This window comes from Rathayibacter sp. KR2-224 (genome assembly GCF_049446075.1).
GTDB lineage: Bacteria > Actinomycetota > Actinomycetes > Actinomycetales > Microbacteriaceae > Humibacter.
In genome coordinates this window covers 115,256-136,077 of the sequence record NZ_JBMSEB010000003.1, presented here as the reverse complement: position 1 = coordinate 136,077, position 20,822 = coordinate 115,256, and the positions used below count along the sequence as shown (strand labels likewise).

Below are 20,822 nucleotides of genomic sequence, written 5' to 3'. Positions count from 1 at the left end.
GATGCCTGACAACGCCTTCGACGCACTGCCGCCCGCCATCGCCGACGGAATCCGCGAGTCCGTCGAGGCCGCGGGCATCCAGGAAAACCGTGACCTGGTGCTGCGCATCCTGACCACGGGCATCGGGCTGGGAACCGACGCGCCCGGGCGTCTCGACCTCAAGATCGTGTCGGCGGCGCTGGAGGAGATGCGGGCGGCGTTCCGGCTGTTCGCCCCGTATTCGGACGTGCCCAAGGTGACGATCTTCGGTTCGGCGCGTACGAGACAGCAGGATGCCCTCTACCGGCAGACCACGCTCGTCGCCTCGACCCTCGCCGACCGCGGATGGATGGCGGTCACGGGAGCCGGGCCTGGCATCATGCAGGCGGCGGTGGAGGGTGCGGGCCACGACCGCTCCATCGGAGTCTCGATCCGTCTGCCGTTCGAGGAGCATCCGGACGACGCGTTGCAGGACGAGCCCAACGTCGTCACGATGAAGTACTTCTTCACTCGCAAGCTCATGCTGGTGAAGGAGTCGAGGGGTTTCATCTGCCTGCCGGGCGGCTTCGGCACGCTCGATGAGATGTTCGAGCTGCTCACCCTGCAGCAGACGGGCAAGGCAGAGCCTGTCCCCATCGTGCTTCTGGATGCTCCGGGCGGCGAGTTCTGGGACGCATTGCAGCGATTCGTCGACGAACAGCTCATCCCTACGGGGGTCATCTCTCCGCACGACTTCGATCGCGTGCTGATCACGGACTCCGTCGACGCCGCCGTGGCCGAGATCACCGGCTTCTGGCGCAACTACGACTCGATGCGATGGGTGGGCCGCAGACTGGTGTTACGGCTGAATGCGGAACCAACGGATGCCGAGATCGCCTCCCTCGACGAAAGCTTCCGCGACCTCGCACTCGAGGGCGGCATCCAGCGAACGGAACCGCTCAGAGCCGAGCGGGCCGACCACGACAAGCTGGACCTGCCTCGATTGGTCCTGAGACTGAATCAGTTCCGCGTCGGCGAGCTGCACCGGCTGATTCGCGCCATCAATGCCCTGCCGAGCGCGCCGCGCTCGTAGTCCGCGTCACAGCTTTGCCAGGAGCGCGCGCACCCCGCAATACACGCCGTAGACGATGAGGCCGATGCCCACCAGCCAGAGCAAGGCGTCGCCGAACGGTATCCTGTCCAACGTCTTGACGGCCGTGTCCAGACCGCCCGCCTGACGGGAATCGCGGGTGAAAGCCGCGATCACGAAGAGCACGCCGACGATGGCCAAGGCGACGCCCTTGGCCCAGTAGCCGACCACGCCGACGAGGTCCACCACCTCACCGAGCACGCCGCGAGGCATCCTCAGCTGATCGTCGAACTTGAGCCGTGACCCCATGACGGCGAACCCGACGCCGACCGCCAACACGATGAGTCCGATGAGCGCGACCACGATCGAGCCGCCAGGAGTGGCGAGAAGGTGCGCGCTGAAGTCCTGCGTCGTGCGGTGCGAACTCTGCCTGCCTCCCAGCGCGAAGACCAGCGAGCTCACGCCGAGTACGGCGTAGGCGACGCCCTTTCCGGCTTCGGAGCCTCGTCTCGCCCAGGTCTTCGCCCTGCCCTTGGATCGCACCAGCAACACCTGGGCCACCTGCCACACGGTCAGCGCGAGCAGGCCGATGCCCATCACCCAGAGCACGAGCCAGCCGCCACCCGTGCGGGAGATCTGCGACATGGCACCCGACTGGTCGGCTTCACCGCCGCCGGCGTTCGTCGCAGCGGAGATCGCGAGCGCACCGATGAGGATGTGCACGAGCCCGAGCACGGCGTAACCCGTTCGGGCGAGCAGGCGGAGGGCCGGCTGGTGCTCGGCCGTCTCGGCGGCATCCTCGCTGTCGTCGCGCGCGGTCTCCTCGAAGTTGCGATGACGCTCTCCATGCTCGCTCTTGTTCGCCGCCGTTGCTGAGCTCGGACGTTCGGGTCGCGCCATGCGGGTCACAGTAGCCCGCGCCCGACGACGCCGAGACGGGTTGCGTGGAGCGCCCCGGGTATGCCATCGGCTCGTGACGTGCCGGTCGTGATCCGGTATCCTGAGTGGTCAGCCCTTCTGAGGGCCATGACGTGATGCCCGCGGTCGAATTGACTGCGGGCCTTCAATTGAAAACGAACAACGAACTGAATAAAGGGGGCCGAAGGTGGACATCGACCTCAGCGTCTTACGCCTAATGGAGCGCGAGCGGGAGATCCCGTTCGACGAGCTCGTCGCGATCATCGAACAGGCGATTCTGACGGCCTATCTCAAGCACACCAATCAGGCTGAGCACCGCCACAGCCAGGGGCACAGCGAAGAGTCCCCAGCGGCGCGCGTTCACCTGGACCGCAAGACCGGGCACGTCACCGTGTACGTCCCCGAGTTCGACGAAGAGGGCAACGTCATCGGGGAGTCCGAAGACAGCCCTAGCGACTTCGGGCGCATTGCTGCGTTCGCGGCGAAGCAGGTGATCAATCAGAGGCTTCGCGACATCCAGGATGACGCGGTGCTTGGCGAGTTCAAGGGTCGCGAGGGCGACGTGGTCGCCGGCGTCATCCAGCAGGGCCCGAATCCACGGATGATCCACGTCGACCTCGGCTCGGTCGAAGGAATTCTGCCGCCCGAGGAGCAGGTGCCGGGGGAGGAGTACACGCACGGCTCGCGCATCCGGGTGTACGTCACGAGCGTGTCGAAGGGGCCAAAGGGACCGTCGATCACGGTTTCGCGCACCCACCCGGCGCTGGTTCGCAAGCTCTTCGCGCTCGAGGTGCCAGAGATCGCAGGCGGTGTCGTGGAGATCGTCTCCTTGGCACGTGAGGCAGGCCACCGTACGAAGATCGCGGTGCGTGCCAACCAGCCGGGGGTGAATGCGAAGGGTGCGTGCATCGGCGAGCTGGGCCAGCGCGTTAGGGCGGTCACGGCGGAACTGAACAACGAGAAGATCGACATCGTCGACTACTCGCCCGATCTCGCTACGTTCGTCGCAAGCGCACTGTCGCCCGCAAAGGTGACCAGGGCCTTCGTGGTCGACGAGTCGCTGAGGGCGGTCCGCGCCTTGGTGCCCGACTACCAGCTCTCGCTCGCCATTGGCAAGGAGGGCCAGAACGCGCGCCTTGCCGCCAAGCTGACAGGCGCGAAGATCGATATCCAGCCGGATACGGCTGGATAGCGATCTTCGCGAAAGGCGCGCGCTGGAGCTAGGTGCGAAGCCCCGGTGGGGCTTCGCCGCGACGCCAGCGCGGCGGCAGCTATGCTGCCACCGGCTCAGCCGGGCGATGCCGGTGGCATCGCTTACGCGGCAGACCTTGGAAGCCGACGCGGTAGCTCGACGAACACGCTGCTATTCAGCCGGATACGGCTGAGTACGATCTTCAGCCCTCGGAGTGAACCCGGCTCACCCTCCTAACTCATGGGGAATCCGCCGAGGCGGACCGACGGGCAGGTGATCGTTGACCGTCGGGGGCCGGTGTGCCGGTGCGAGCATGGAGATATGTCACTTCATCGCGACAACATGGACCGGGCTGAAGCAAAGTCTCGGCTGTCGCTGAGCGGAATCGTGCTCGGTTCGCCTGACCCGCTCGCGCTGGCCAGGTTCTACGAGCGTCTCCTCGGGTGGGAGATGAAGCCGGGAGGTGACGAGACGTGGGTGCAGTTGCTCGGCCCGTCCGGGCCACCCGCTCTGTCCTTCCAGCTCGAGGTAGACCACGTTCCCCCGGCGTGGCCAGCGGGCCCGGGAGATCAGCAGATGCAGATGCACTTGGATATCCGCGTGGACGACTTGGGCGCAGCAGCAGCCCATGCTGAAGCGTGTGGAGCGACACCGGCTCAGTATCAGCCGCAGGAGGACGTCAGAGTCTATATCGACCCCGTCGGCCACCCGTTCTGCCTGGCCCTTGAGTAACCAACCCTGTGCCTGCATTGCATCAGGCGGGGCGAAGAGAACAACCAACTCTTCCGCCGAACCATCTGGCGCAGCAAGGAACGGCTTGCGGCCCTTACGAAGTGCCTGACGCCGGTAGTCATCCCGCGCTGAACGTGCTGCCGACCACCTGCAGTAGCCGCAGCTTCTCAGCGGCTTCTGCGCCGCGTGGCGTGAGCACGAGGAGCGCCTGCGCTTGGTTTTCGACGAAGAGGGGTTGGCAGTCGACCTCGATCTCTCCGAACTCAGGGTGCACGATGGTTTTCTCGTCGCCGAGGCGTTCGGCTACGAGGTGTTCGGCCCAGATCGACGCGAACTCGGGACTTCGTCGTAATAACTCGGCGACGATAGTCGTCGCGGTCGGGTCTGCGCCCCCGGCGGAGATTGCGGCGCGGAGTCCTGCAGCATTCAACCGACTGTGGTACGCGTGTTCGCGTTCGGGGGAACGAGCGCGAGCGTCAGCATCCGTGAACCAGCGGTAGTACATGCTGCGAGCCAGGCCGGTGTAGCCGGTCTCGTCGCCCATCAGAGCGGTGTACATCGCGTTCTGGGCGAGGGTGAATGCGAGGTCTGTGACGACCAGCGCGGGGGTGTCCTCGAGTCGGTCGAGCACGCGCATCAGGGCAGGTGCCACGTGATCGGAACGATCCCGATGCGGGGCAGCGTGGTGGCCGGCGAGGCGGAAGAGGTGGTCGCGTTCACCAAGGGTGAGACGAAGGGCGCGGGCGATAGCGACGAGCATTTGCTGGCTTGGCTGCGGCGCGCGCTTCTGTTCGAGGCGGGCGTAGTAGTCGGTCGACATGCCAGCGAGGGAGGCGACCTCCTCGCGGCGCAGTCCTGGGGCGCGACGTCGCTGCCCGGGGTTGATCCCCACGTCGGAAGGTTGCATCGACTCGCGGCGTGTCCGCAAGAAGTCGGCAAGCTCCGCGGGGTTCATGGCACTCAGTATCCCGTGCGTGCCGAACCTGTGCCAGGGAACAGCGATCCATGGATAACGGCTCTCTGCCGCCCTCTGGCGCCACCGCGCACACGCACTGACTGGCGCTCGTGGCATCCATGAGTCCTCCCGTCGAGAATTGCTGCCATGGACGGTCAGGAAACGAGCACGAGTTGGACGCCCGACGACCTGCGGCATCTTGATCGGACACGTGAGGTGGAGATTGCGGTGCCGCACGTCGCTGGTCGGCCGAATGGTTGGACGCCGATCTGGGTCGTGGTGGTCGACGACGAGGTATTCGTGCGCACATGGCGTCGCCGCGACACCGGCTGGTACGGCAGGGCAGTTCGATCGGCGCGGACTCGGATGCGCGTCGCGGGCGATTCCGTGGACGTGGTTGTCGCGGCGATCGGGGACACGAATGCCGCCGTCGTCGACGCGGCGTACCGAACGAAGTATGGCCGCGCGGGTTCGGAGTCGATGGTCACGGCCGAAGCCGCAGCGTCGACACTCCGCCTCGAGCGGGCATCCTGAATCTCGCCGCCAACACTCCGCGGGCGCGACTTGCTGTCGCAACGTCCGAGCGTTTCGCAGGCATGCTGTTCGCCGCAGCGACATCCCAAGCGGTGCGCCAGAGGAACGTGGTGCAAGTACAGCAGCCTGGCAGACGCCGATCTCATCGGACTTCGCCTGCTCCATTGAGGGATGCGTCCGCGGCCGAGCTGGTGTCGTCCCGCCATAGGCTTCGGAACGTGGATGTGAGGTTGCGGGCGAGCATCGCGCAAGACATCCGCGTCCCTTCCGGCTCAACGTATTGCAGGGCAGCCCGGCCCGCAGGCTGTATCAGCGGCACGGCTTCACGGTCGACACCGAAGGCGCGGTCGACGTGTTCATGACGCGTCCGCAAGCAACTCGGTAGCCGACCTGCGCTGGACAGCGCTTCAGGACGCTTGCTTCAATGCGCTCTGGATCGAGCGGATGATCGCTACGAGGGCCCCTGATGCCAGGAGCCCTGCGCCGAGCGGTCCCGAAGTGTCCGTGCCGAGCAGCGGCAGTCGCTGGAGGGCGATCCTGACCGGCTCACTCATGTGCTCGAGTTGCCAGCCGATTTCGGCCGCTCCGCCCTCGCCTGGAGCGGCAAGCTCGGCGGCCTTCGCGGCGTAGGCGGCCGCGCCCAGGGCATGCGCCCCCATGTGCGCGACGCCTGCCGCTTGCCCGGCCGCCCAGGCTGCAGCTTTGGCTGCAGGCGAACTGACCACGTGCGCGGCTCGGTTCGCAACGAATCGACGACGAATCTCGCCGGCTGCATCCAACTCGCCCGCAGCGAATGCTCGGGCGCGAGCGATGGCATCCCGCGGGCGGATGTCCGTGGGAGCCTCCGCCTCGAACAACGGCAGGACTCTTTCGGCACAGTCAGCCGCCCACGCAGCAACGAGGCGACGATCGGTTTCACTCAACGATTGCGGCGAGAGCACCACATCACCCTTGCACGCGGTACGCGAAGGCAGGTGGTGGAGCCCCTAGCGGCCCGCGCCCAAGGCAGCAGATACGCCGGATGCCCGCCCCCCTGAAGTGCGGGGGCGGGCATCCGCTTGTGCGAACGCTCAGTCCTTGCCGTTGCCCTGCGTGCCGGGCAGCACCTGGGTTCCCTGGGTCTTGACGGCGTCGAGCTCGTGAGTGTCGATACCGAGGACCTTCAGGATGGTCGGCGCGATCTGCGTGGTCTGCACCGCGTCGTTCACGGAGCGGGAGTGACCGACCCACGCACCGGAGACCACGAGTGCCACATTGCGGTCGTCGTCAGCGGCGCCACCGTGCTCGGCGATCTTCTTCACACCACTGGTGTAGACGACACCGTGCTGTGCCACGCCTACGAGGTCCGGCGCGTGGGTGTCGCCGGCCTTCGCGCCGAGGAACGCGTCTGCCGCGTCGCCCGTGTAGACGCTCGACAGACCGGACTGACTCACCGTGGCCGAGTAGACACCCTTGGCGTCATTGATCGTGTTCGCAGGAGCGGAGTGGCTCAGCAGGTACGACTTGGCGAACGCAAGCGCTGCCGGCGAGCGGTCCGAAAGCCAGATCAGCATGGCGTCGTCGTCTACCGAGAACGACACGAGCTGCTTCTCGGTCGGGTGCTGCGCCGCCCACGCGGCGTTGAGGGCGTCGATGATGGCGCCGTCGTCCACACGCCGCAGCGTGGACGAGTCGACCGGCGACTGGCCGTGCTTGGCGGAAAGGATCACTGTCGTGTCGTTCTGAAGACCGTCTTGCTTCAGCTGCGCCACCATGCGGCCCAGTTGCGCATCCACGTAATCCATCGAGCGTGAAACCAGCGGACCGGGAGCACCGCCGGCCAGGTAGCCGCCGGCCAGGCCGTCCGAGATCGGAAGCTTCTGCGCGGTCGACAGCGTCTGGAAGTTCATGCCGAAGATCGCGGGGGTTCCCACCTTGGTGGTGCGGGAGTGGTCGTACCCGTCGATTTCGTTGAGCACGGCCTGCACCTTGATGCCGTCGTACTCCTCGGTGAGCGCGTTGTCGGTCGTCCAGTCGTCGCCCGTGGAATCGGCAACGGAGTTGATCTCCGGGGTGAAGAGGTCCTGCACACCCGTGCCCGACTTGCCGTCGAGGATCTCGTACGCCGGATGCTTGTCCGACCAGGCCGTGCGCAGACCGTGCTCCCGTGCCACCTCGAACACGGTGTTCGTGGTGAGGTATTGGCTTGGGTACACCGGAAGGCAGGTGCTCGGGTCTACCGGGAGGGCGCCCGGGTCGATGAGCGTCTGCGGGGTGGGCGTCATCTTGAGCGCGGCCGCCGTGATCGCCGATGCGTTGGCGAGGGTCTGCGCCTTGGTCTCGTTCGGGATCGCGGTGAGCGCCGAGTCGGTCAGTCCCTGGCCCGCGTCGAGCAGAATCGGGCTCTGGGACTTGTCGATCTGCTCCGTCCACGGCACTTCGGTGCCCGCGGCCGCCGTCGTGCAGTCCTTGGTGCCTGGCGCGAGGAGCGCATGGTTGTACGTGTCGTCGTAGTAGACGCCGCTCGCGCCGGGGCCGGCGCCGGTGAACTGTGCGACCATGCCGGGGAATGAGTCCGACGGCAGAGTGGTCTTGGCCGCGGTGTACTCGAGGCCGTGATTCACGAGCCCTGCGATCGTCGACGACGGATGTGCCTTCACATACGCGGCAAGGTCGGTCTGGTGCATACCGTCGACCGAGATGACCAGTACGTGCTTGTTCTGCGGGCCGTGCCCGTTGACATCCTGTGCCTGAGCGATGGCCGGCACCCCGGCCACACCGGCGACGGCCACCACGGCCGCGGCCGCGCCTGCCGCTACGAATCGATGTCTCACAATGCGTCTCCTCATTCAGTCGCCGCTCCAGACGCGGCGTCATGGGCATCCGACAGCCGGAAGAGTCCACGGGGGAGAACAACGGGTGAACTGTGAAAGGCGCGGACGTGAGAATGCGCTCAGGCGCGCTTGTCGGCCCTGCCCGGGACCGGGCGGGGAAGCTCGCAGGCTCTCGGCGCACCGTGGGCTAGGATGGTAGCTGTGAGAACGTGCGTTGGATGCCGTTCTCGCGCTCCCCGATCCTCTCTTCTGAGGGTTGTCGCCCGGAATTCGCAACTGGTGGTGGACGAGTCCGCCCGGATGCCCGGCAGGGGTGCGTGGCTGCATCCGACTTCCGAGTGTCTCGACAAAGCGATCCGGCGAAGGGCCTTCGGGCGCGCGCTTCGGGTCGAAGGACCTCTGGACACCCGGCCACTAGAGAACAGGCTGAATGGCTAATGGACAACTGATGAGCGGCTCGAAATGAGACCCGTCCACCACTAAGGCTTGCCCCTGCTCGGGCAAGTCCCGAACAGGAGAATTGTGGCTGCAAAACCACGTGTACACGAGATCGCGAGCGAGCTCGGCGTCGACAGCAAGGTCGCGCTCGCGAAGCTCAAGGAACTCGGCGAATTCGTCAAAGGACCTTCGTCGAGCATCGAACCCCCGGTCGCCCGCAAACTGAGGGCGGCTCTGCAGGCGGACGGCGCAAAGCCGTCGTCTGCGCCTGCCAACCCCGTCGCGACGCAAGCGTCAAGACAATCGGGTACACCGGCGACCGTGCCGGCCGGCGCCTCCGCGCCCAAGCCGGCCGCTCCGAGGCCGGCCCCTGCTCCCGCACCCGCGCCCGAGGCTAAGCAGCCTGAGGCGAAGCCCGCGGAGACGGCGCCTGCTGAGAAGCCGGCCGACACTTCGGACCGGCGTCCGGGCAATCCGCGTCCGGGTACGCCGCGCCCCGGCAACAACCCCTTCTCAAGCTCTCAGGGCATGGGCCAGCGCCCAGCGGGTACGCCGCGCCCCGGCAACAACCCCTTCGCGAGCTCACAGGGCATGGGCCAGCGCCCCAGCCCGGGCAACATTCCGCGCCCGCAGGCGCCGCGGCCGGGTTCGCCCCGTCCTGGCGCTCCGCGTCCCGCAGGTGCAGGTGCCGGCGGACGTGGGCCGCGCCCGGGTGGTGCAGGTGGAGCCCGCCCAGGCGGTGGCTTCCAGCGCCCAGGTGCAGGTGCCGGAACAGGCGCGGGCGGCTTCAACCGTCCGGGTGGCGGCTTCGGCGGTCCCCGTCCCGCAGGTGGCGGCGGACGCGGTCGTGGCCCAGGTGGTGGCACTGCCGGCGCATTCGGTCGTGGTGGCGGCAAGAGCAAGGCCCGCAAGTCGAAGCGCACGAAGCGGCAGGAATTCGAGATGCGCGAGGCGCCGTCGATCGGCGGCGTCAGCGTTCCTCGTGGTGACGGCAACACCGTCGTCCGCCTGCGTCGTGGCGCATCGATCAGCGACTTCGCCGACAAGATCGACGCCAGCCCCGGCAACCTGGTGACTGTGCTGTTCCACCTCGGTGAGATGGCAACGGCAACCGAGTCGCTCGACGAGGCCACGTTCGAGGTTCTGGGCGAGGAGCTGGGCTACAAGATCCAGATCGTGTCGCCCGAGGACGAGGACAAGGAGCTCCTCGAGGGCTTCGACATCGACCTCGACGCTGAGCTGGAAGACGAGTCCGACGAGGATCTGGTGGCACGTCCACCGGTGGTCACCGTCATGGGCCACGTCGATCACGGTAAGACGCGACTGCTCGACGCCATCCGCAACACGAACGTTGTCGCGGGCGAGGCCGGCGGAATCACGCAGCACATCGGTGCCTACCAGATCACGACGGTGCACGAGAACGTCGAGCGGCCGATCACCTTCATCGACACCCCTGGTCACGAGGCGTTCACCGCCATGCGTGCTCGTGGTGCCCAGGTGACCGACATCGCGATTCTCGTGGTCGCGGCAGACGACGGCATCATGCCGCAGACGATCGAGGCTCTGAACCATGCTCAGGCCGCCGGCGTGCCGATCGTGGTCGCCGTGAACAAGATCGACAAGCCGGATGCCAACCCCGCCAAGGTGCGCCAGCAGCTCACCGAGTTCGGGCTGGTCGCCGAGGAGTACGGCGGAGAGACGATCTTCGTCGACGTCTCCGCTCGCGAGAACATCGGCATCACCGACCTTCTCGACGCGGTGCTGCTCACGGCCGATGCCGGTCTCGACCTGCGTGCGAACCCCAACAAGGATGCTCGCGGCGTGGCCATCGAGGCCAAGCTCGACAAGGGCCGTGGAGCCGTGGCGACCGTGCTGATTCAGTCCGGAACGCTGCACGTCGGCGACTCGATCGTCGCGGGCACCGCGTACGGTCGCGTTCGAGCCATGCAGGACGAGAACGGCGACTCGGTGGAGGAAGCTCTGCCGTCGCGTCCGGTTCAGGTGCAGGGTCTTTCGACCGTGCCGCGAGCCGGAGACACGTTCATCGTCACCGAGGAAGACCGCACCGCACGCCAGATCGCTGAGAAGCGCGAGGCGGCAGAGCGCAACGCCCAGCTGGCGAAGGCGCGCAAGCGCATCAGCCTCGAGGACTTCACTCGTGCCCTCGAGGAGGGCAAGGTCGAGTCCCTCAACCTCATCATCAAGGGTGACGTTTCCGGTGCCGTCGAGGCGCTGGAGGAGTCCCTCATGAAGATCGAGGTGGACGAGAGCGTGCAGCTGCGCATCCTTCACCGCGGTGTCGGTGCGATCACCGAGAGCGACATCGACCTCGCCACGATCGACAACGCGATCGTCATCGGGTTCAATGTGCGCCCGGACGTCAAGGCGCGCGAGCGGGCAGCTCGCGAGGGCATCGACGTGCGGTTCTACTCGGTCATCTACAACGCCATCGACGACATCGAGAACTCGCTCAAGGGCATGCTCAAGCCCGAGTTCGAAGAGGTGCAGTCCGGCATGGCCGAGATCCGCGAGGTGTTCCGCTCTTCCAAGTTCGGCAACATCGCAGGTGTCTATGTGCGCAGCGGTACCATCACCCGCAACGCCAAGGCACGCGTCATCCGCGACGGTGTCGTGGTCGGCGACAACCTCGCCATCGAGTCGCTGCGTCGGTTCAAGGATGACGTCACCGAGGTCCGCACGGACTTCGAAGCAGGTATCGGCCTCGGCAGGTTCAACGACATCCAGGTCGGTGACGAGATCGAGACGATCGAAATGCGCGAGAAGCCGCGGGCGTAGCTCGCTGACGGGGTCCCCGCTCGGCTTTCCCATTCGGGGAAGAGAGCGGGGACCCCTACCCCGATTCCCCGATGGGAAAGCCCAACGGCAACCCCTGCCTAGCGGCGCGACCGGGGGAGAGAAAGAGGTAAGAGGATGGCTGACGAGGCACGTGCGAGAAAGCTCGCCGACCGCATCAAAGAGGTCGTCGCGAAGAGGCTCGACAAGGGCCTGCGAGACCCCAGACTCGGGTTCGTGACCATCACCGATGTGCGCGTGACGGGCGACCTGCAGCACGCCAGCATCTTCTACACGGTGTACGGCTCCGAGAAGGAGCGCGAAGACTCGGCCGCCGCGCTGAAATCCGCGACCGGGATGCTGCGCACCGAGGTGGGCAGGAACATCCAGGTGCGCCTGACGCCCACCCTCGAGTTCATCGCCGACGCGATCCCCGAGAACGCCGCGCACATCGAGGACCTGCTGAAAGCGGCGCAGGAGCAAGACGCTCAGGTGGCCGGACTCGCGGCATCCGCTCAGTACGCCGGCGACGAGGACCCCTACGTCAAGCCGCGCGAGCTTGACGACGACGAGGACTAGCGCCGAGCGGCTCCAGGACACGTGTAATGGAACAACGCCTCCGCGGCTCAGCACTTGGGGGTGCGACCTCGCGAGCCGCTCGCTACACGAATCCGATGCCCTGCTGCAGCCTCGTGCGCAGTTCGAAAAGGGTGTTGCCGTCGGGCCGTGGCGTATCGGCGACACCCGTGCGCAGTAGGTGCGCGAGCACCGAAGCCTGCACGGCAACCAGCGTCATGCCCTTGGCACGCCCGACGACCGTGACCGGCTGATCGAGGTCTGAGTCCGGCAGCGCGACCGCGGCGACGGTGAACTTGACGCCCGTCGCCCTTCCCAGTGTGCGAGCCCGGCCGGCCAGCTCGTGCAGCGGCTGCCGCTCATACCCGGATGCTTCACCCTCAGGCACGAGATCGCCTCGCCTCACGATCGCCCGCGTCGCCCAGTCCTCCGACTGCACGGCGAACAGGCCTGACGGGCCCAGTACAACGTGGTCGATCTTCTCGACCCTGCCGGTAGCCGCAGCGGTGCGACCAGTGGCGTTCACGTCGTGCCAGACGGTGTAGCCGATCCCGAGCGTGGTCAGGGCGCGGGCGCTGTTCTCCTCGGCGACGGCATCCGCCAGCAGGTGTCTGATCTCCTTCGGCGCGGAACGCACGAGCGACGGATCGTAGGGGTCGTCGATCGGCTCGCCGCGTCCCACCCATTCCCTGATCAGGGTGAGGTAGCGCTCGCGAGACCAACCGCCTGGATGCCCGTACGAGCGCGCCTGCGGACGTGACTGCTGCCTCGGCGCCCGTGGCGGCTGAGGCGCCCAGGTGTGCGGTGTCTCGTGTGCGCCGTTGCCTCTGTCGTATGCGGCCCGGCTCTCCGGCGTTCCGATGATGGCCCATGCGCGCTGTACCGACACGAACAGTGCGTCGGACCCGCCGGTGTCCGGGTGAGCCTGCCTGAGCATGCGGCGATACGCACGGCGCAGCTCATCCTGGCTGGCCGAAGGCGGAACACCGAGTACCTCGTACGGCGAGGCGGAGAGCGGGCTGTCGGGCATCGAAAGCACAGCCTAGATGCTCGGGCTTATGCCATAGCTGCAACGCGCTCGCGCGGCAACTCTCTTTCGGCACCCGCCAGGCCATCCGACCCCGATGCGATGGCCTCGTCGCCGCATGCGAAGGAGCGGCGATACGCGCTCGGAGCCACTCCCACCTCACGGGTGAAATGGTGCCGGAACAGGGTCGCGCTGCCGAAACCGCAGGAGGCGGAGATCTCGTCGATCGAGGCATCCGTCGTCTCCAGCAGCAGTCGCGCATGCAGCACGCGTTGAGCGGTGAGCCACTGCATGGGCGTCACGCCCGTCTCCGCCACGAAGCGCCTGGCGAACGTGCGGGTCGACATGTGTGCGAGCCGTGCCAGCGACGCGACCGAGTGCGGCTCGGCGAGGTGGTCGTTCATGTAGGCGAGCACATCGACGAGGGCGTCGCACTCCGTCTCGGGCACCGGCCGGTCGATGTACTGCCGCTGTCCGCCGTCGCGCTGAGGCGGCACCACCATGTTCCTGGCGATGATGTTGGCGATCCCGCTGCCCAGTTCCCGCCGCACCAGGTGCAGGCTTGCGTCGATGCCGGCCGCGGTGCCGGCGCTCGTGATGATCTTGCCGTCGTCCACGAAGAGCACGTCTGGATCGACCCGTGCGCTCGGATGCCTGCGCTGCAGTTCGTCGGCGTGCCTCCAGTGGGTCGTGCACGGCCGTCCGTCCAAGAGCCCGGCCGCGCCGAGCAGGAAAGCGCCGGAGCAGGCACTCAGCATGATGGCGCCCCGAGCGGATGCCCGTCTGAGCGCGTCGATCAGTTCGGCTGGGTAGTCCTCGTCGCGATGGAGCAGTACGGCAGGAACGGCGACCACGTCTGCATCCTCCATCGCCTCCAGGCCGTACGGGGGAATGATGGGCACGCCGACCTGAGTCATCACTGGCTTGCCCGCCTCCAGTCCGCACACCCGGAAGTCGAAGCGCGGCACGTCTGAATAGACGCTTCGGTCCAGCCCGAACACTTCGGTGAAGAGGCCGAATTCGAACATGGCCACATCGTCGATCACCGGGACTGCAACGCTGCGCAACATGGTTCCGAGTGTACTGGCAGAATCTTTATGTAGGTAGTCTCTCAGCCAACTGGTGGCCGGATTTAGACGATCGTAACGTCAGAGACATGACTGAGCACACCGTATCCGGCACTTCGTTCGGCACCCCGGCGCACCGTCCCGTGGCCCTGCAGGGCATGGATCACGGGTACGTGGAGAAGCCGGCAAGAGCGTCGAAGTTTGATCTGTGGAAGTGGTTCCCGCGGGAGATCCTCAACAGGGGCGGCCGAGTGACGCGCGATGATGAACGCGCCTACAGCGACCTCCAGGCCGCACGCGACCGGAGTGAGTGGTAGCAGCTGAGACGTGTCGTCGAGTGACACGACATCCTCGCCGAACGCTGCCCGCCCCCTTCAGCTCGGCAGCGTGTAACCCGCCTCAGTCGGCACGGCCAGGCCGTCGGCGAGCAACCCGGCAAGCGCGCGCCGGCGCTGCGCGGCATGCGGCCATAGGGCATCCAGCTCATCCGCGGTCACCGGCCGATGCGCTGAACCGAGTTCGCGCAACAGGATGCCTCGCACCTGCCTGTCACTACCCTCGTACCGCTTCTGAACGGCGCGTCTGGCCCCGGCATACTCGGGGCGACCGGCCGTGAACCAGGCGCAGGCATGCGACACAGGACAATCGCCGCATTTCGGCGACCTGGCCGTGCAGACGACTGCACCCAGTTCCATGGCTGCCGCATTGAAGACGGACGCCTCCGTCTCGTCCTCCGGGAGCACCGACTCCATGGCCGCGAGGTCGCGACGCACGCTCGGCGGCCCCGGTTCGCCCTGGCCGTCGAGGCAGCGTGCGAGCACGCGTCGCACGTTGGTGTCCACGACCGGATGTCGGCCGCCGTATGCGAAGGCCGCAACGGCTCTCGCGGTGTATTCGCCGATTCCGGGCAGCGCGAGGAGTTGATCCACATCGCGGGGAACAACGCCGTCGTGCAGCTCGGTGATGGCCACGGCGCACGCGTGGAGCCGCAGCGCCCGTCGCGGATAGCCCAGCCCGGCCCATGCCCGGATGGCTTCCGACTGCGGCGACGCGGCGAGGTCGGGTGGTGATGGCCAGCGATCGAGCCACTCGGCCAGCCGCGGGATGACGCGGGAGACCGGCGTCTGCTGCAGCATGACCTCGCTGACGAGGATGCCCCACGCTCCGAACCCGGCACGTCGCCACGGCAAGTCCCTGGCCTCGCGTCGGAACCAGTCGTTCAAGGTCTTGGCGAACTCTGTCGCGTCCGTAGCGGAGGATGCCGACGCATCCGACACCCGCACAGCCCGCATGCTTCCAGGCTAGCGATCGCCCAGACCTGCCGTGCCTGGCGTCCTAAGCTTGCGCCATGGACCTGCTCACCACGCCGCGCACCGAGTTTCTGCGTGATCTGCGTGCCGAGATCGTCCATAACTATCCCGCAGGGCGCGTCATCGTGGCCATCGACGGGGCGGAGGGCTCGGGAACAGCCGACTTCGCGGACGACCTCGCCGCCGTGTACCGGGAGGCAGGGACGGCAACGGCACGGGCATCGATGGTCGACTTCCATCTGCCCCGCCGCACGCGGCACGTGCACGGCGAGGCCGATCCAGGCGATTACTACGAGCGGTCGTTCGACTACGAAACTCTCCGCCGGGGGCTGATCGACCCGTTCCGGCTCGGAGGATCCACCGGGTTCCAGACCAAGGCCTTCGATGTGCGGCGCGACGCGCCTGTTGTGTCGCAGTGGCAGACCGGGCCGGCAGACATGGCGCTCGTCATCGACGGACCTTTTCTGCTGCGTCCCGAGCTGCGCGGTGCCTGGCACTTCTCGGTGCTGCTCGACGTTCCCCTGATCGACGTCTATGCACGGCTCGCTGCCTCGCAGGGCAGGGATCCCGATCCAGACGCGCCGTCGAACGCGCGGTACGTCGGAGGATGGCGGCGCTACGGCGTGGAGACCGAGCCGCAGTACCTCGCCTCTGCGGTCGTCGACCTGAGTGACCCGAAGCATCCAAGGCGTGAGTTCCCCGACACCGGATGCGCGTGCTTCTGACGCACGGGCAGAACTGCGGTCAGCTCGTCGGGAGCGCCGCCGCCTCGTCTCGGCTCAGGAATGTGCCCTCGCGCTCCAGCCGGTGCATCGCATCGACGATCGCCTCGTTCACCGGCGCGGCGCGTCCGATTGCGCCTGCGGCTCGCACCACCGCACCGTTGAGGTAGTCGATCTCCGTCGTTCGGCCTCTTCGCCTGCTCTGCAGGGTCGAGCCGAGGTTGGGGACGCCGCCCATTCTGCGGGCCATGAGCGCGGGCAGCGAGTGAGCGGCACGAAGAGGCAGGGCGGCGAACAGGCGCAGCATGGGGTCGTTGAGACCCTGGAGAGTGGCGTAGCGCACGCCGGAGGCGAGCCCGATCCGTACCGTCTCGCGCATCGAAGCGGTCACCACGCGACCTAATCCGGCATCGCGTATGGTCTCTTGCACGCTGAGCCCGGTGAGAGCGGGCATGGCGTTCACCATGTTGATCACGAGCTTCGACCACTGCGCGCCGACGAAGTTGGCGGTGGCGAGTGCAGGCATGACGGGGTCGAGCAGGGCGGCGACGCGCTTGGCTTCGGGAGCGGGGGCGCCATCCGGGGTTCCGGTTCCGTTGCCGAGGTAGGTGCTGCCCGAGGCGGTCACCGTCACGTGGCCCGGTTCCACGTATTGCGCCGCGTAGAGCGCGAGCGCGCCCACGAGTTGCGAGTCCGGAAGGATGTCGGCTGCGACCTCGAGCGACTCCAGCCCGTTCTGCACGATCACGACGGGGATGCGGTGCAGATGCTCGGCGTTCGCACGCAGGGCGGACGCGGCATCCTGAGCCTTCGTGCACACGAACGCGATCTCCGGGGCGGCCTCGAGCCGTTCGGATGCCTCGACGTGCGCGATGTGCTCCCCCCAGGCTCCGTCGAAGCGCAGCCCGTTCTCGCGGATCGCTGCGAGTCCCTCGCCCCTTGCAGTGACCGCGACGTCATGCCCGGCCCGATCCAGGAGGGCGGCGATGGTGCCGCCTACCGCGCCTGCCCCGATGATGCCGATGCGCACCACGTCAGCCTATTGGGACGCCGCAGTAGCGTGAGACCCCGTCCGCAGGCCGAGAGATGGGCGTTGGCCACAGTCTCTGCGCGTGGGCGGGGTCTCGCGCCCGCGAGTGCTACTCGGTGGCTGCGAGCGCCGCGCCGGCGGTGACCTCGTCGGAGTCCGCGATCTCGGTCTCGAGCGTCGCCAGAGCGTCGTCGACGGCTGTGGCGCGATGGTCTCTGCCGAGCGGCAGGAACAGGGCGATCACGGCGGCGCCGGCGAGTACGAATGCACCGACCACGACGGCGGGAATGGCGGCGGCGACGTATCCCGTAGGCGTGAGCGTGCCGCCTGCTCCGATGAAGACGGCCGTGAGCACCGCAACGCCGAGGGCGACGCCGATCTCGCGCAAAGTCGCGTTCGTACCGGATGCCTTGGCGTGATCCCGTTCGCCGAACCCCGCGAGCACCGCGGTCGAGCTGGGTGCGAAGACCAGGCCCATGCCGATACCTGCGAGCAGGAACGGGGGCACCATGGCCGCGAACGGCGTGTCAGTCGCGAGGATCGAGGCCACCCAGAACATCGCGACCGACTGCAGAACCAGACCGGCGACGATGGGCAGCCTGGTGCCGAACCGCGGCACGATCAGTGCGCCGGTGAGCGGTGCGATGACCATGGGAGCGAGCGTCCACGGCATGGTCATTAGCCCTGCTTCGAGTGGCGTGTGGCCCTGCACGACCTGCAGGAACTGAATCAGGATGAAGACGGCGCCGAAGATGCCGAAGCTGAACGTGACACCCACGAGATTGGCGACCGAGAAGCTGCGGTTGCGGAAGAGGGTGAGGGGAAGCAGCGGTGCTGCGGCTCTCGTCTCCCACCATACGAACGCGATTAGCAGTGCCCCAGCGCCGATGAGAGCCGTGAGTACCTCGGCGCTGCTCCAGCCCGCGTCGTTGCCGCGCACGATGCCGTAGACCGCTGCGAAGACGCCGACGCCGACGAGCAGCACACCGACGATGTCGGCGCGCCGTTTGGCGCCGAAGGAGTTCGGCAGCGCGAGAAGAAGCAACGGAAGCGCGATGGCGCCCACTGGCACGTTCAGCCAGAAGATGGCCTGCCAGTTCCAGCCCTGCACGATCGCTCCGCCCACGAGAGGCCCGAGTGCAACGCCCAGTCCGGAGACGCCACCCCAGATTCCGATTGCCGCAGGGCGCAGCCGTTCGCTGACCGAGCCGGCGAGGAGTGTCAGTGAGAGGGGCATGACCGCCGCGGCCCCGATGCCTTGCACGGCGCGGAACGCGATCAGCTCCGCGGGCGAGGTCGAGAGGGCCGCTGCCGCGCTCGCGAGTGTGAACACGGTCACGCCGATCGCGAAGACGGTTCGGCGGCCGAACCGGTCGCCGAGGGCGACCGAGAGGAGGATAAACGTGGCGAACGCGAGGCTGTAGGCGTTGACGACCCATTGCAGTTCCTCGATCGAGGCCTTCAGGTCCATCGCGATGCGGGGGAGGGCGTTCGTGACGACGAGGTTGTCGAGTGTCGCCATGAACATCGGAACGGATGCCGCCACAATGGCGAGCCAGGTCGGCACGCGCCTGCGCGGCGCGGCGGGGATAGCAGTCATGGTTCTCTCCGGAAGAAGGGATGCGATCAGGCCGTATCGAGTACGACGTCGAAATCGATGAAGAGGTAATCGAATGATTACAAGAGGTACGCTAGTAATCGACTGATAACATGTCAAGCATGAGCAGCGAAACGGATGCCGTGGCCAAGCAGGAGCGCGTGCCTTCTGCTGTACGGCGGGAGCAGATCCTGGCCGCCGCAAGCCGGGTCTTCGGCGAGCGGGGCTACGTCGGTGCGACAACCGACCAGGTGGCGCGTGAGGCGGGCATCAGCCAGCCCTACGTCGTGCGCATGTTCGGAGGCAAGGAGAACCTCTTCGTGGCCGTGCTCGACCGAGGGCTCGGCAAGCTGCTCGACGCGTTCACCGGCGCGATGTCCGAGGCACGTGCCCAAGGCGACACGCACCAGGAGACCCTGACGCGCATCGGCTCCGCCTATGCCGACCTGATCAGAGACAGGGGCATCCTGCTTTCGCTCATGCAGGCGTTCATCGCGGGCCACGAGCCGGTCATCGGCGCGAGGGCGCGAGCAGGGTTTCTGACGATCTACCGGTTGCTGCGCGATGAAGCGGGCATGGAGCCGGACGAGATCGTCGGCTTCCTGTCGCACGGCATGCTCTTCAACGTGCTGATCGCGATGCGGATGGTCGACCAATACGACTCGGACGACCCGTGCATCCCCGAGTTGCTCGAGCACACCTTCCGCACCAAGCTTGAGATCGTGGTGAATACGGTCACAGGCTCTGCCGACGAGGCGAGCGGCGCGCAGGCCAGCGCGTGACGGCGCCCAACGGCATCCTCGTCGTCGACAAACCTGCGGGCTGGACGAGCCACGACGTGGTCGCGCGGGTGCGGCGTCTGGCGGAGACGCGCAAGGTAGGCCACGCCGGAACGCTCGATCCCATGGCGACGGGCGTGTTGATTCTTGGACTCGGACCCTCGACGCGCCTGCTGACGTACATCGTCGGTACCGACAAGGAATACCGTGCGACGATCAGGCTTGGCGCATCCACCACGACGGATGATGCCGAGGGCGACACTCTCGGCTGGGCGCCTTCGGAGCGCGTGAGACTCATCACCCCTCAGCGGCTCGCCGACGCCGTCGCGCATCTCACCCGTGAGATCGACCAGGTGCCATCCAGCGTCTCCGCGGTGAAAGTGGACGGCAAGCGTGCATACGCCAAGGTGCGGGCGGGGGAGCAGGTGGAACTGAAACCGCGCCGCGTCACCGTCTCTGCGTTCGACGTGCTCGACACTCGCGAGGCATTCGTCGGGGATTCCGTGGCGCTCGACGTCGACGTTCGCGTCGTCTGCACATCTGGAACCTACGTGCGCGCGCTCGCCCGCGACCTCGGCGTCGCACTGCTGACCGGCGGCCACCTGACGGCACTGCGTCGCACCAGGGTCGGGCCGTTCCTCGAAGAGGATGCCCTGCCTTTAGCCGACCTGAACGTCGCGTCCGCGCTTCTCCCGCCCGGCGAGGCGGCATCCGGTCTCTTCCCCGTGCTCCCACTCACCGACGAGCAGGCCACCGACCTGGGTCACGGCAAGAAGATCGCGGTACCCGGCCCCGACGCGGCGACGGCGGCAGCCATCGCGCCAGACGGCAGGCTCGTCGGGCTTGCGTCGGTGAACGGTGGAACGGCGCGCACCCTCGTCAACTTCCCGCCCGAGGAGCAATCGCGTTGATCGAGTGGTTCACTGCCGTCCAGGTGATCGTGGCGGTGCTCGCGGGCATCCTCTGCCTGGTCATCGGGTTCGCCGGCCGCCCGCCGAACGACCTCACGCTCGGGTCGATCGCGCTCGTCGAACTCTTGCTGCTCGCACAGCTCGTGGTGACGATAGTGGCGCCCTTGGTAGGAAACGAGCCGCGCGGATCGCTCGGTGAGTTCTACATCTATCTGGTCTCCGCGCTCCTACTGGCGCCCGCCGGCGGGTTCTGGGCCCTCATCGAACGCACCAGGTGGAGCACGGTCGTGCTCGGCGTGGTCGGCCTAGCCCTGGCCGTGATGCTGTACCGCATGGGCCAGATCTGGTTCGTGCCAGGCACGCCCTGAGCGCTTGGTGCA

The 20,822-nt window shown here is 67.0% G+C and carries 21 protein-coding genes and 1 pseudogene; 13 read left to right on the top strand and 9 right to left on the bottom strand.

Annotation, left to right across the window (positions count from 1 at the left end; genetic code table 11):
- The first annotated feature begins 1 nt into the window (after window position 1).
- Window positions 2-1,051, top strand: a complete 1,050-nt coding sequence (locus ACO2Q7_RS15645; protein ID WP_423356641.1) for a TIGR00730 family Rossman fold protein — start codon at window positions 2-4, stop codon at window positions 1,049-1,051.
- Between the two features lie 6 nt (window positions 1,052-1,057).
- On the opposite strand, the gene ACO2Q7_RS15640 is transcribed toward ACO2Q7_RS15645, so the two are convergent.
- On the bottom strand, window positions 1,058-1,948 hold the full coding sequence (locus ACO2Q7_RS15640) for a DUF1206 domain-containing protein (protein ID WP_423356640.1): 891 nt from the start codon (window positions 1,946-1,948) through the stop codon (window positions 1,058-1,060).
- A 205-nt stretch (window positions 1,949-2,153) separates the two neighbouring features.
- On the opposite strand from ACO2Q7_RS15640, the gene nusA reads away from it, so the two are divergent.
- Window positions 2,154-3,158: a transcription termination factor NusA gene (gene nusA / locus ACO2Q7_RS15635; RefSeq protein WP_423356639.1), complete on the top strand. Its 1,005-nt coding sequence runs from the start codon at window positions 2,154-2,156 to the stop codon at window positions 3,156-3,158.
- A gap of 321 nt (window positions 3,159-3,479) precedes the next feature.
- On the top strand, window positions 3,480-3,890 hold the full coding sequence (locus ACO2Q7_RS15630; RefSeq protein ID WP_423356638.1) for a VOC family protein: 411 nt from the start codon (window positions 3,480-3,482) through the stop codon (window positions 3,888-3,890).
- A gap of 118 nt (window positions 3,891-4,008) precedes the next feature.
- Here the strand turns inward: ACO2Q7_RS15630 and ACO2Q7_RS15625 are convergent, their stop codons facing one another.
- On the bottom strand, window positions 4,009-4,845 hold the full coding sequence (locus tag ACO2Q7_RS15625; protein ID WP_423356637.1) for a helix-turn-helix transcriptional regulator: 837 nt from the start codon (window positions 4,843-4,845) through the stop codon (window positions 4,009-4,011).
- Window positions 4,846-4,992: 147 nt separating this feature from the next.
- Here ACO2Q7_RS15625 and ACO2Q7_RS15620 point away from each other — a divergent pair, with 147 nt between their 5' ends.
- Both ACO2Q7_RS15620 and ACO2Q7_RS15615 read left to right on the top strand, forming a co-directional pair.
- Window positions 4,993-5,379, top strand: coding sequence for a DUF2255 family protein (locus ACO2Q7_RS15620; protein WP_423356636.1), 387 nt, complete (start codon window positions 4,993-4,995; stop codon window positions 5,377-5,379).
- Window positions 5,380-5,638: 259 nt separating this feature from the next.
- Window positions 5,639-5,764, top strand: a pseudogene (locus ACO2Q7_RS15615) (GNAT family N-acetyltransferase); the annotation flags it as partial.
- A gap of 22 nt (window positions 5,765-5,786) precedes the next feature.
- On the opposite strand, the gene ACO2Q7_RS15610 reads toward ACO2Q7_RS15615, so the two are convergent.
- Window positions 5,787-6,320 carry a putative immunity protein gene (locus tag ACO2Q7_RS15610; RefSeq protein WP_423356635.1) on the bottom strand — a complete coding sequence of 178 codons (534 nt, stop codon included), beginning with the start codon at window positions 6,318-6,320 and terminating at the stop codon, window positions 5,787-5,789.
- A gap of 129 nt (window positions 6,321-6,449) precedes the next feature.
- Window positions 6,450-8,192, bottom strand: a complete 1,743-nt coding sequence (locus tag ACO2Q7_RS15605) for an alkaline phosphatase family protein (RefSeq protein ID WP_423356634.1) — start codon at window positions 8,190-8,192, stop codon at window positions 6,450-6,452.
- Between the two features lie 192 nt (window positions 8,193-8,384).
- Here ACO2Q7_RS15605 and ACO2Q7_RS15600 point away from each other — a divergent pair, with 192 nt between their 5' ends.
- The 3 genes from ACO2Q7_RS15600 to rbfA all read left to right on the top strand — a co-directional run bounded on the left by ACO2Q7_RS15600 (window position 8,385) and on the right by rbfA (window position 12,002).
- Window positions 8,385-8,630: a YlxR family protein gene (locus ACO2Q7_RS15600; protein ID WP_423356633.1), complete on the top strand. Its 246-nt coding sequence runs from the start codon at window positions 8,385-8,387 to the stop codon at window positions 8,628-8,630.
- Window positions 8,631-8,714: 84 nt separating this feature from the next.
- On the top strand, window positions 8,715-11,426 hold the full coding sequence (gene infB / locus ACO2Q7_RS15595) for a translation initiation factor IF-2 (RefSeq protein ID WP_423356632.1): 2,712 nt from the start codon (window positions 8,715-8,717) through the stop codon (window positions 11,424-11,426).
- 135 nt (window positions 11,427-11,561) lie between these two features.
- Window positions 11,562-12,002, top strand: a complete 441-nt coding sequence (rbfA, locus tag ACO2Q7_RS15590) for a 30S ribosome-binding factor RbfA (protein WP_423356631.1) — start codon at window positions 11,562-11,564, stop codon at window positions 12,000-12,002.
- A gap of 82 nt (window positions 12,003-12,084) precedes the next feature.
- Here the strand turns inward: rbfA and ACO2Q7_RS15585 are convergent, their stop codons facing one another.
- Both ACO2Q7_RS15585 and ACO2Q7_RS15580 read right to left on the bottom strand, forming a co-directional pair.
- The gene (locus ACO2Q7_RS15585; protein WP_423356630.1) at window positions 12,085-13,029 is read right to left on the bottom strand and encodes a J domain-containing protein; all 945 of its coding nucleotides are present in this window, start codon (window positions 13,027-13,029) and stop codon (window positions 12,085-12,087) included.
- A gap of 26 nt (window positions 13,030-13,055) precedes the next feature.
- Window positions 13,056-14,096, bottom strand: a complete 1,041-nt coding sequence (locus ACO2Q7_RS15580) for a GlxA family transcriptional regulator (RefSeq protein WP_423356629.1) — start codon at window positions 14,094-14,096, stop codon at window positions 13,056-13,058.
- Window positions 14,097-14,182: 86 nt separating this feature from the next.
- Between ACO2Q7_RS15580 and ACO2Q7_RS15575 the strand changes: the two genes are divergently transcribed.
- Window positions 14,183-14,410, top strand: coding sequence for a hypothetical protein (locus ACO2Q7_RS15575; protein ID WP_423356628.1), 228 nt, complete (start codon window positions 14,183-14,185; stop codon window positions 14,408-14,410).
- Between the two features lie 57 nt (window positions 14,411-14,467).
- Here ACO2Q7_RS15575 and ACO2Q7_RS15570 read toward each other — a convergent pair whose 3' ends face one another.
- On the bottom strand, window positions 14,468-15,385 hold the full coding sequence (locus tag ACO2Q7_RS15570) for an A/G-specific adenine glycosylase (protein ID WP_423356627.1): 918 nt from the start codon (window positions 15,383-15,385) through the stop codon (window positions 14,468-14,470).
- A gap of 56 nt (window positions 15,386-15,441) precedes the next feature.
- Here ACO2Q7_RS15570 and ACO2Q7_RS15565 point away from each other — a divergent pair, with 56 nt between their 5' ends.
- Window positions 15,442-16,128: a uridine kinase gene (locus tag ACO2Q7_RS15565; RefSeq protein ID WP_423356626.1), complete on the top strand. Its 687-nt coding sequence runs from the start codon at window positions 15,442-15,444 to the stop codon at window positions 16,126-16,128.
- Between the two features lie 19 nt (window positions 16,129-16,147).
- On the opposite strand, the gene ACO2Q7_RS15560 is transcribed toward ACO2Q7_RS15565, so the two are convergent.
- Window positions 16,148-17,155 (bottom strand): ketopantoate reductase family protein, encoded by a 1,008-nt coding sequence (locus ACO2Q7_RS15560; protein ID WP_423356625.1) that lies wholly within the window; start codon window positions 17,153-17,155, stop codon window positions 16,148-16,150.
- A 109-nt stretch (window positions 17,156-17,264) separates the two neighbouring features.
- Window positions 17,265-18,755 (bottom strand): DHA2 family efflux MFS transporter permease subunit, encoded by a 1,491-nt coding sequence (locus ACO2Q7_RS15555; RefSeq protein WP_423356624.1) that lies wholly within the window; start codon window positions 18,753-18,755, stop codon window positions 17,265-17,267.
- A 119-nt stretch (window positions 18,756-18,874) separates the two neighbouring features.
- On the opposite strand from ACO2Q7_RS15555, the gene ACO2Q7_RS15550 reads away from it, so the two are divergent.
- From ACO2Q7_RS15550 to ACO2Q7_RS15540, 3 genes are read left to right on the top strand one after another with little or no spacing between them, the layout of a single operon-like run.
- A complete protein-coding gene (locus ACO2Q7_RS15550; RefSeq protein ID WP_423356623.1) occupies window positions 18,875-19,534 on the top strand; it encodes a TetR/AcrR family transcriptional regulator in 660 nt (219 codons plus the stop codon).
- A complete protein-coding gene (gene truB / locus ACO2Q7_RS15545; RefSeq protein WP_423356622.1) occupies window positions 19,531-20,442 on the top strand; it encodes a tRNA pseudouridine(55) synthase TruB in 912 nt (303 codons plus the stop codon). Before ACO2Q7_RS15550 ends, truB begins: the two co-directional genes overlap by 4 nt.
- A complete protein-coding gene (locus ACO2Q7_RS15540) occupies window positions 20,439-20,810 on the top strand; it encodes a hypothetical protein (RefSeq protein ID WP_423356621.1) in 372 nt (123 codons plus the stop codon). The genes truB and ACO2Q7_RS15540 overlap by 4 nt, the downstream gene beginning before the upstream one ends.
- The last annotated feature ends 12 nt before the right edge of the window (window positions 20,811-20,822 follow it).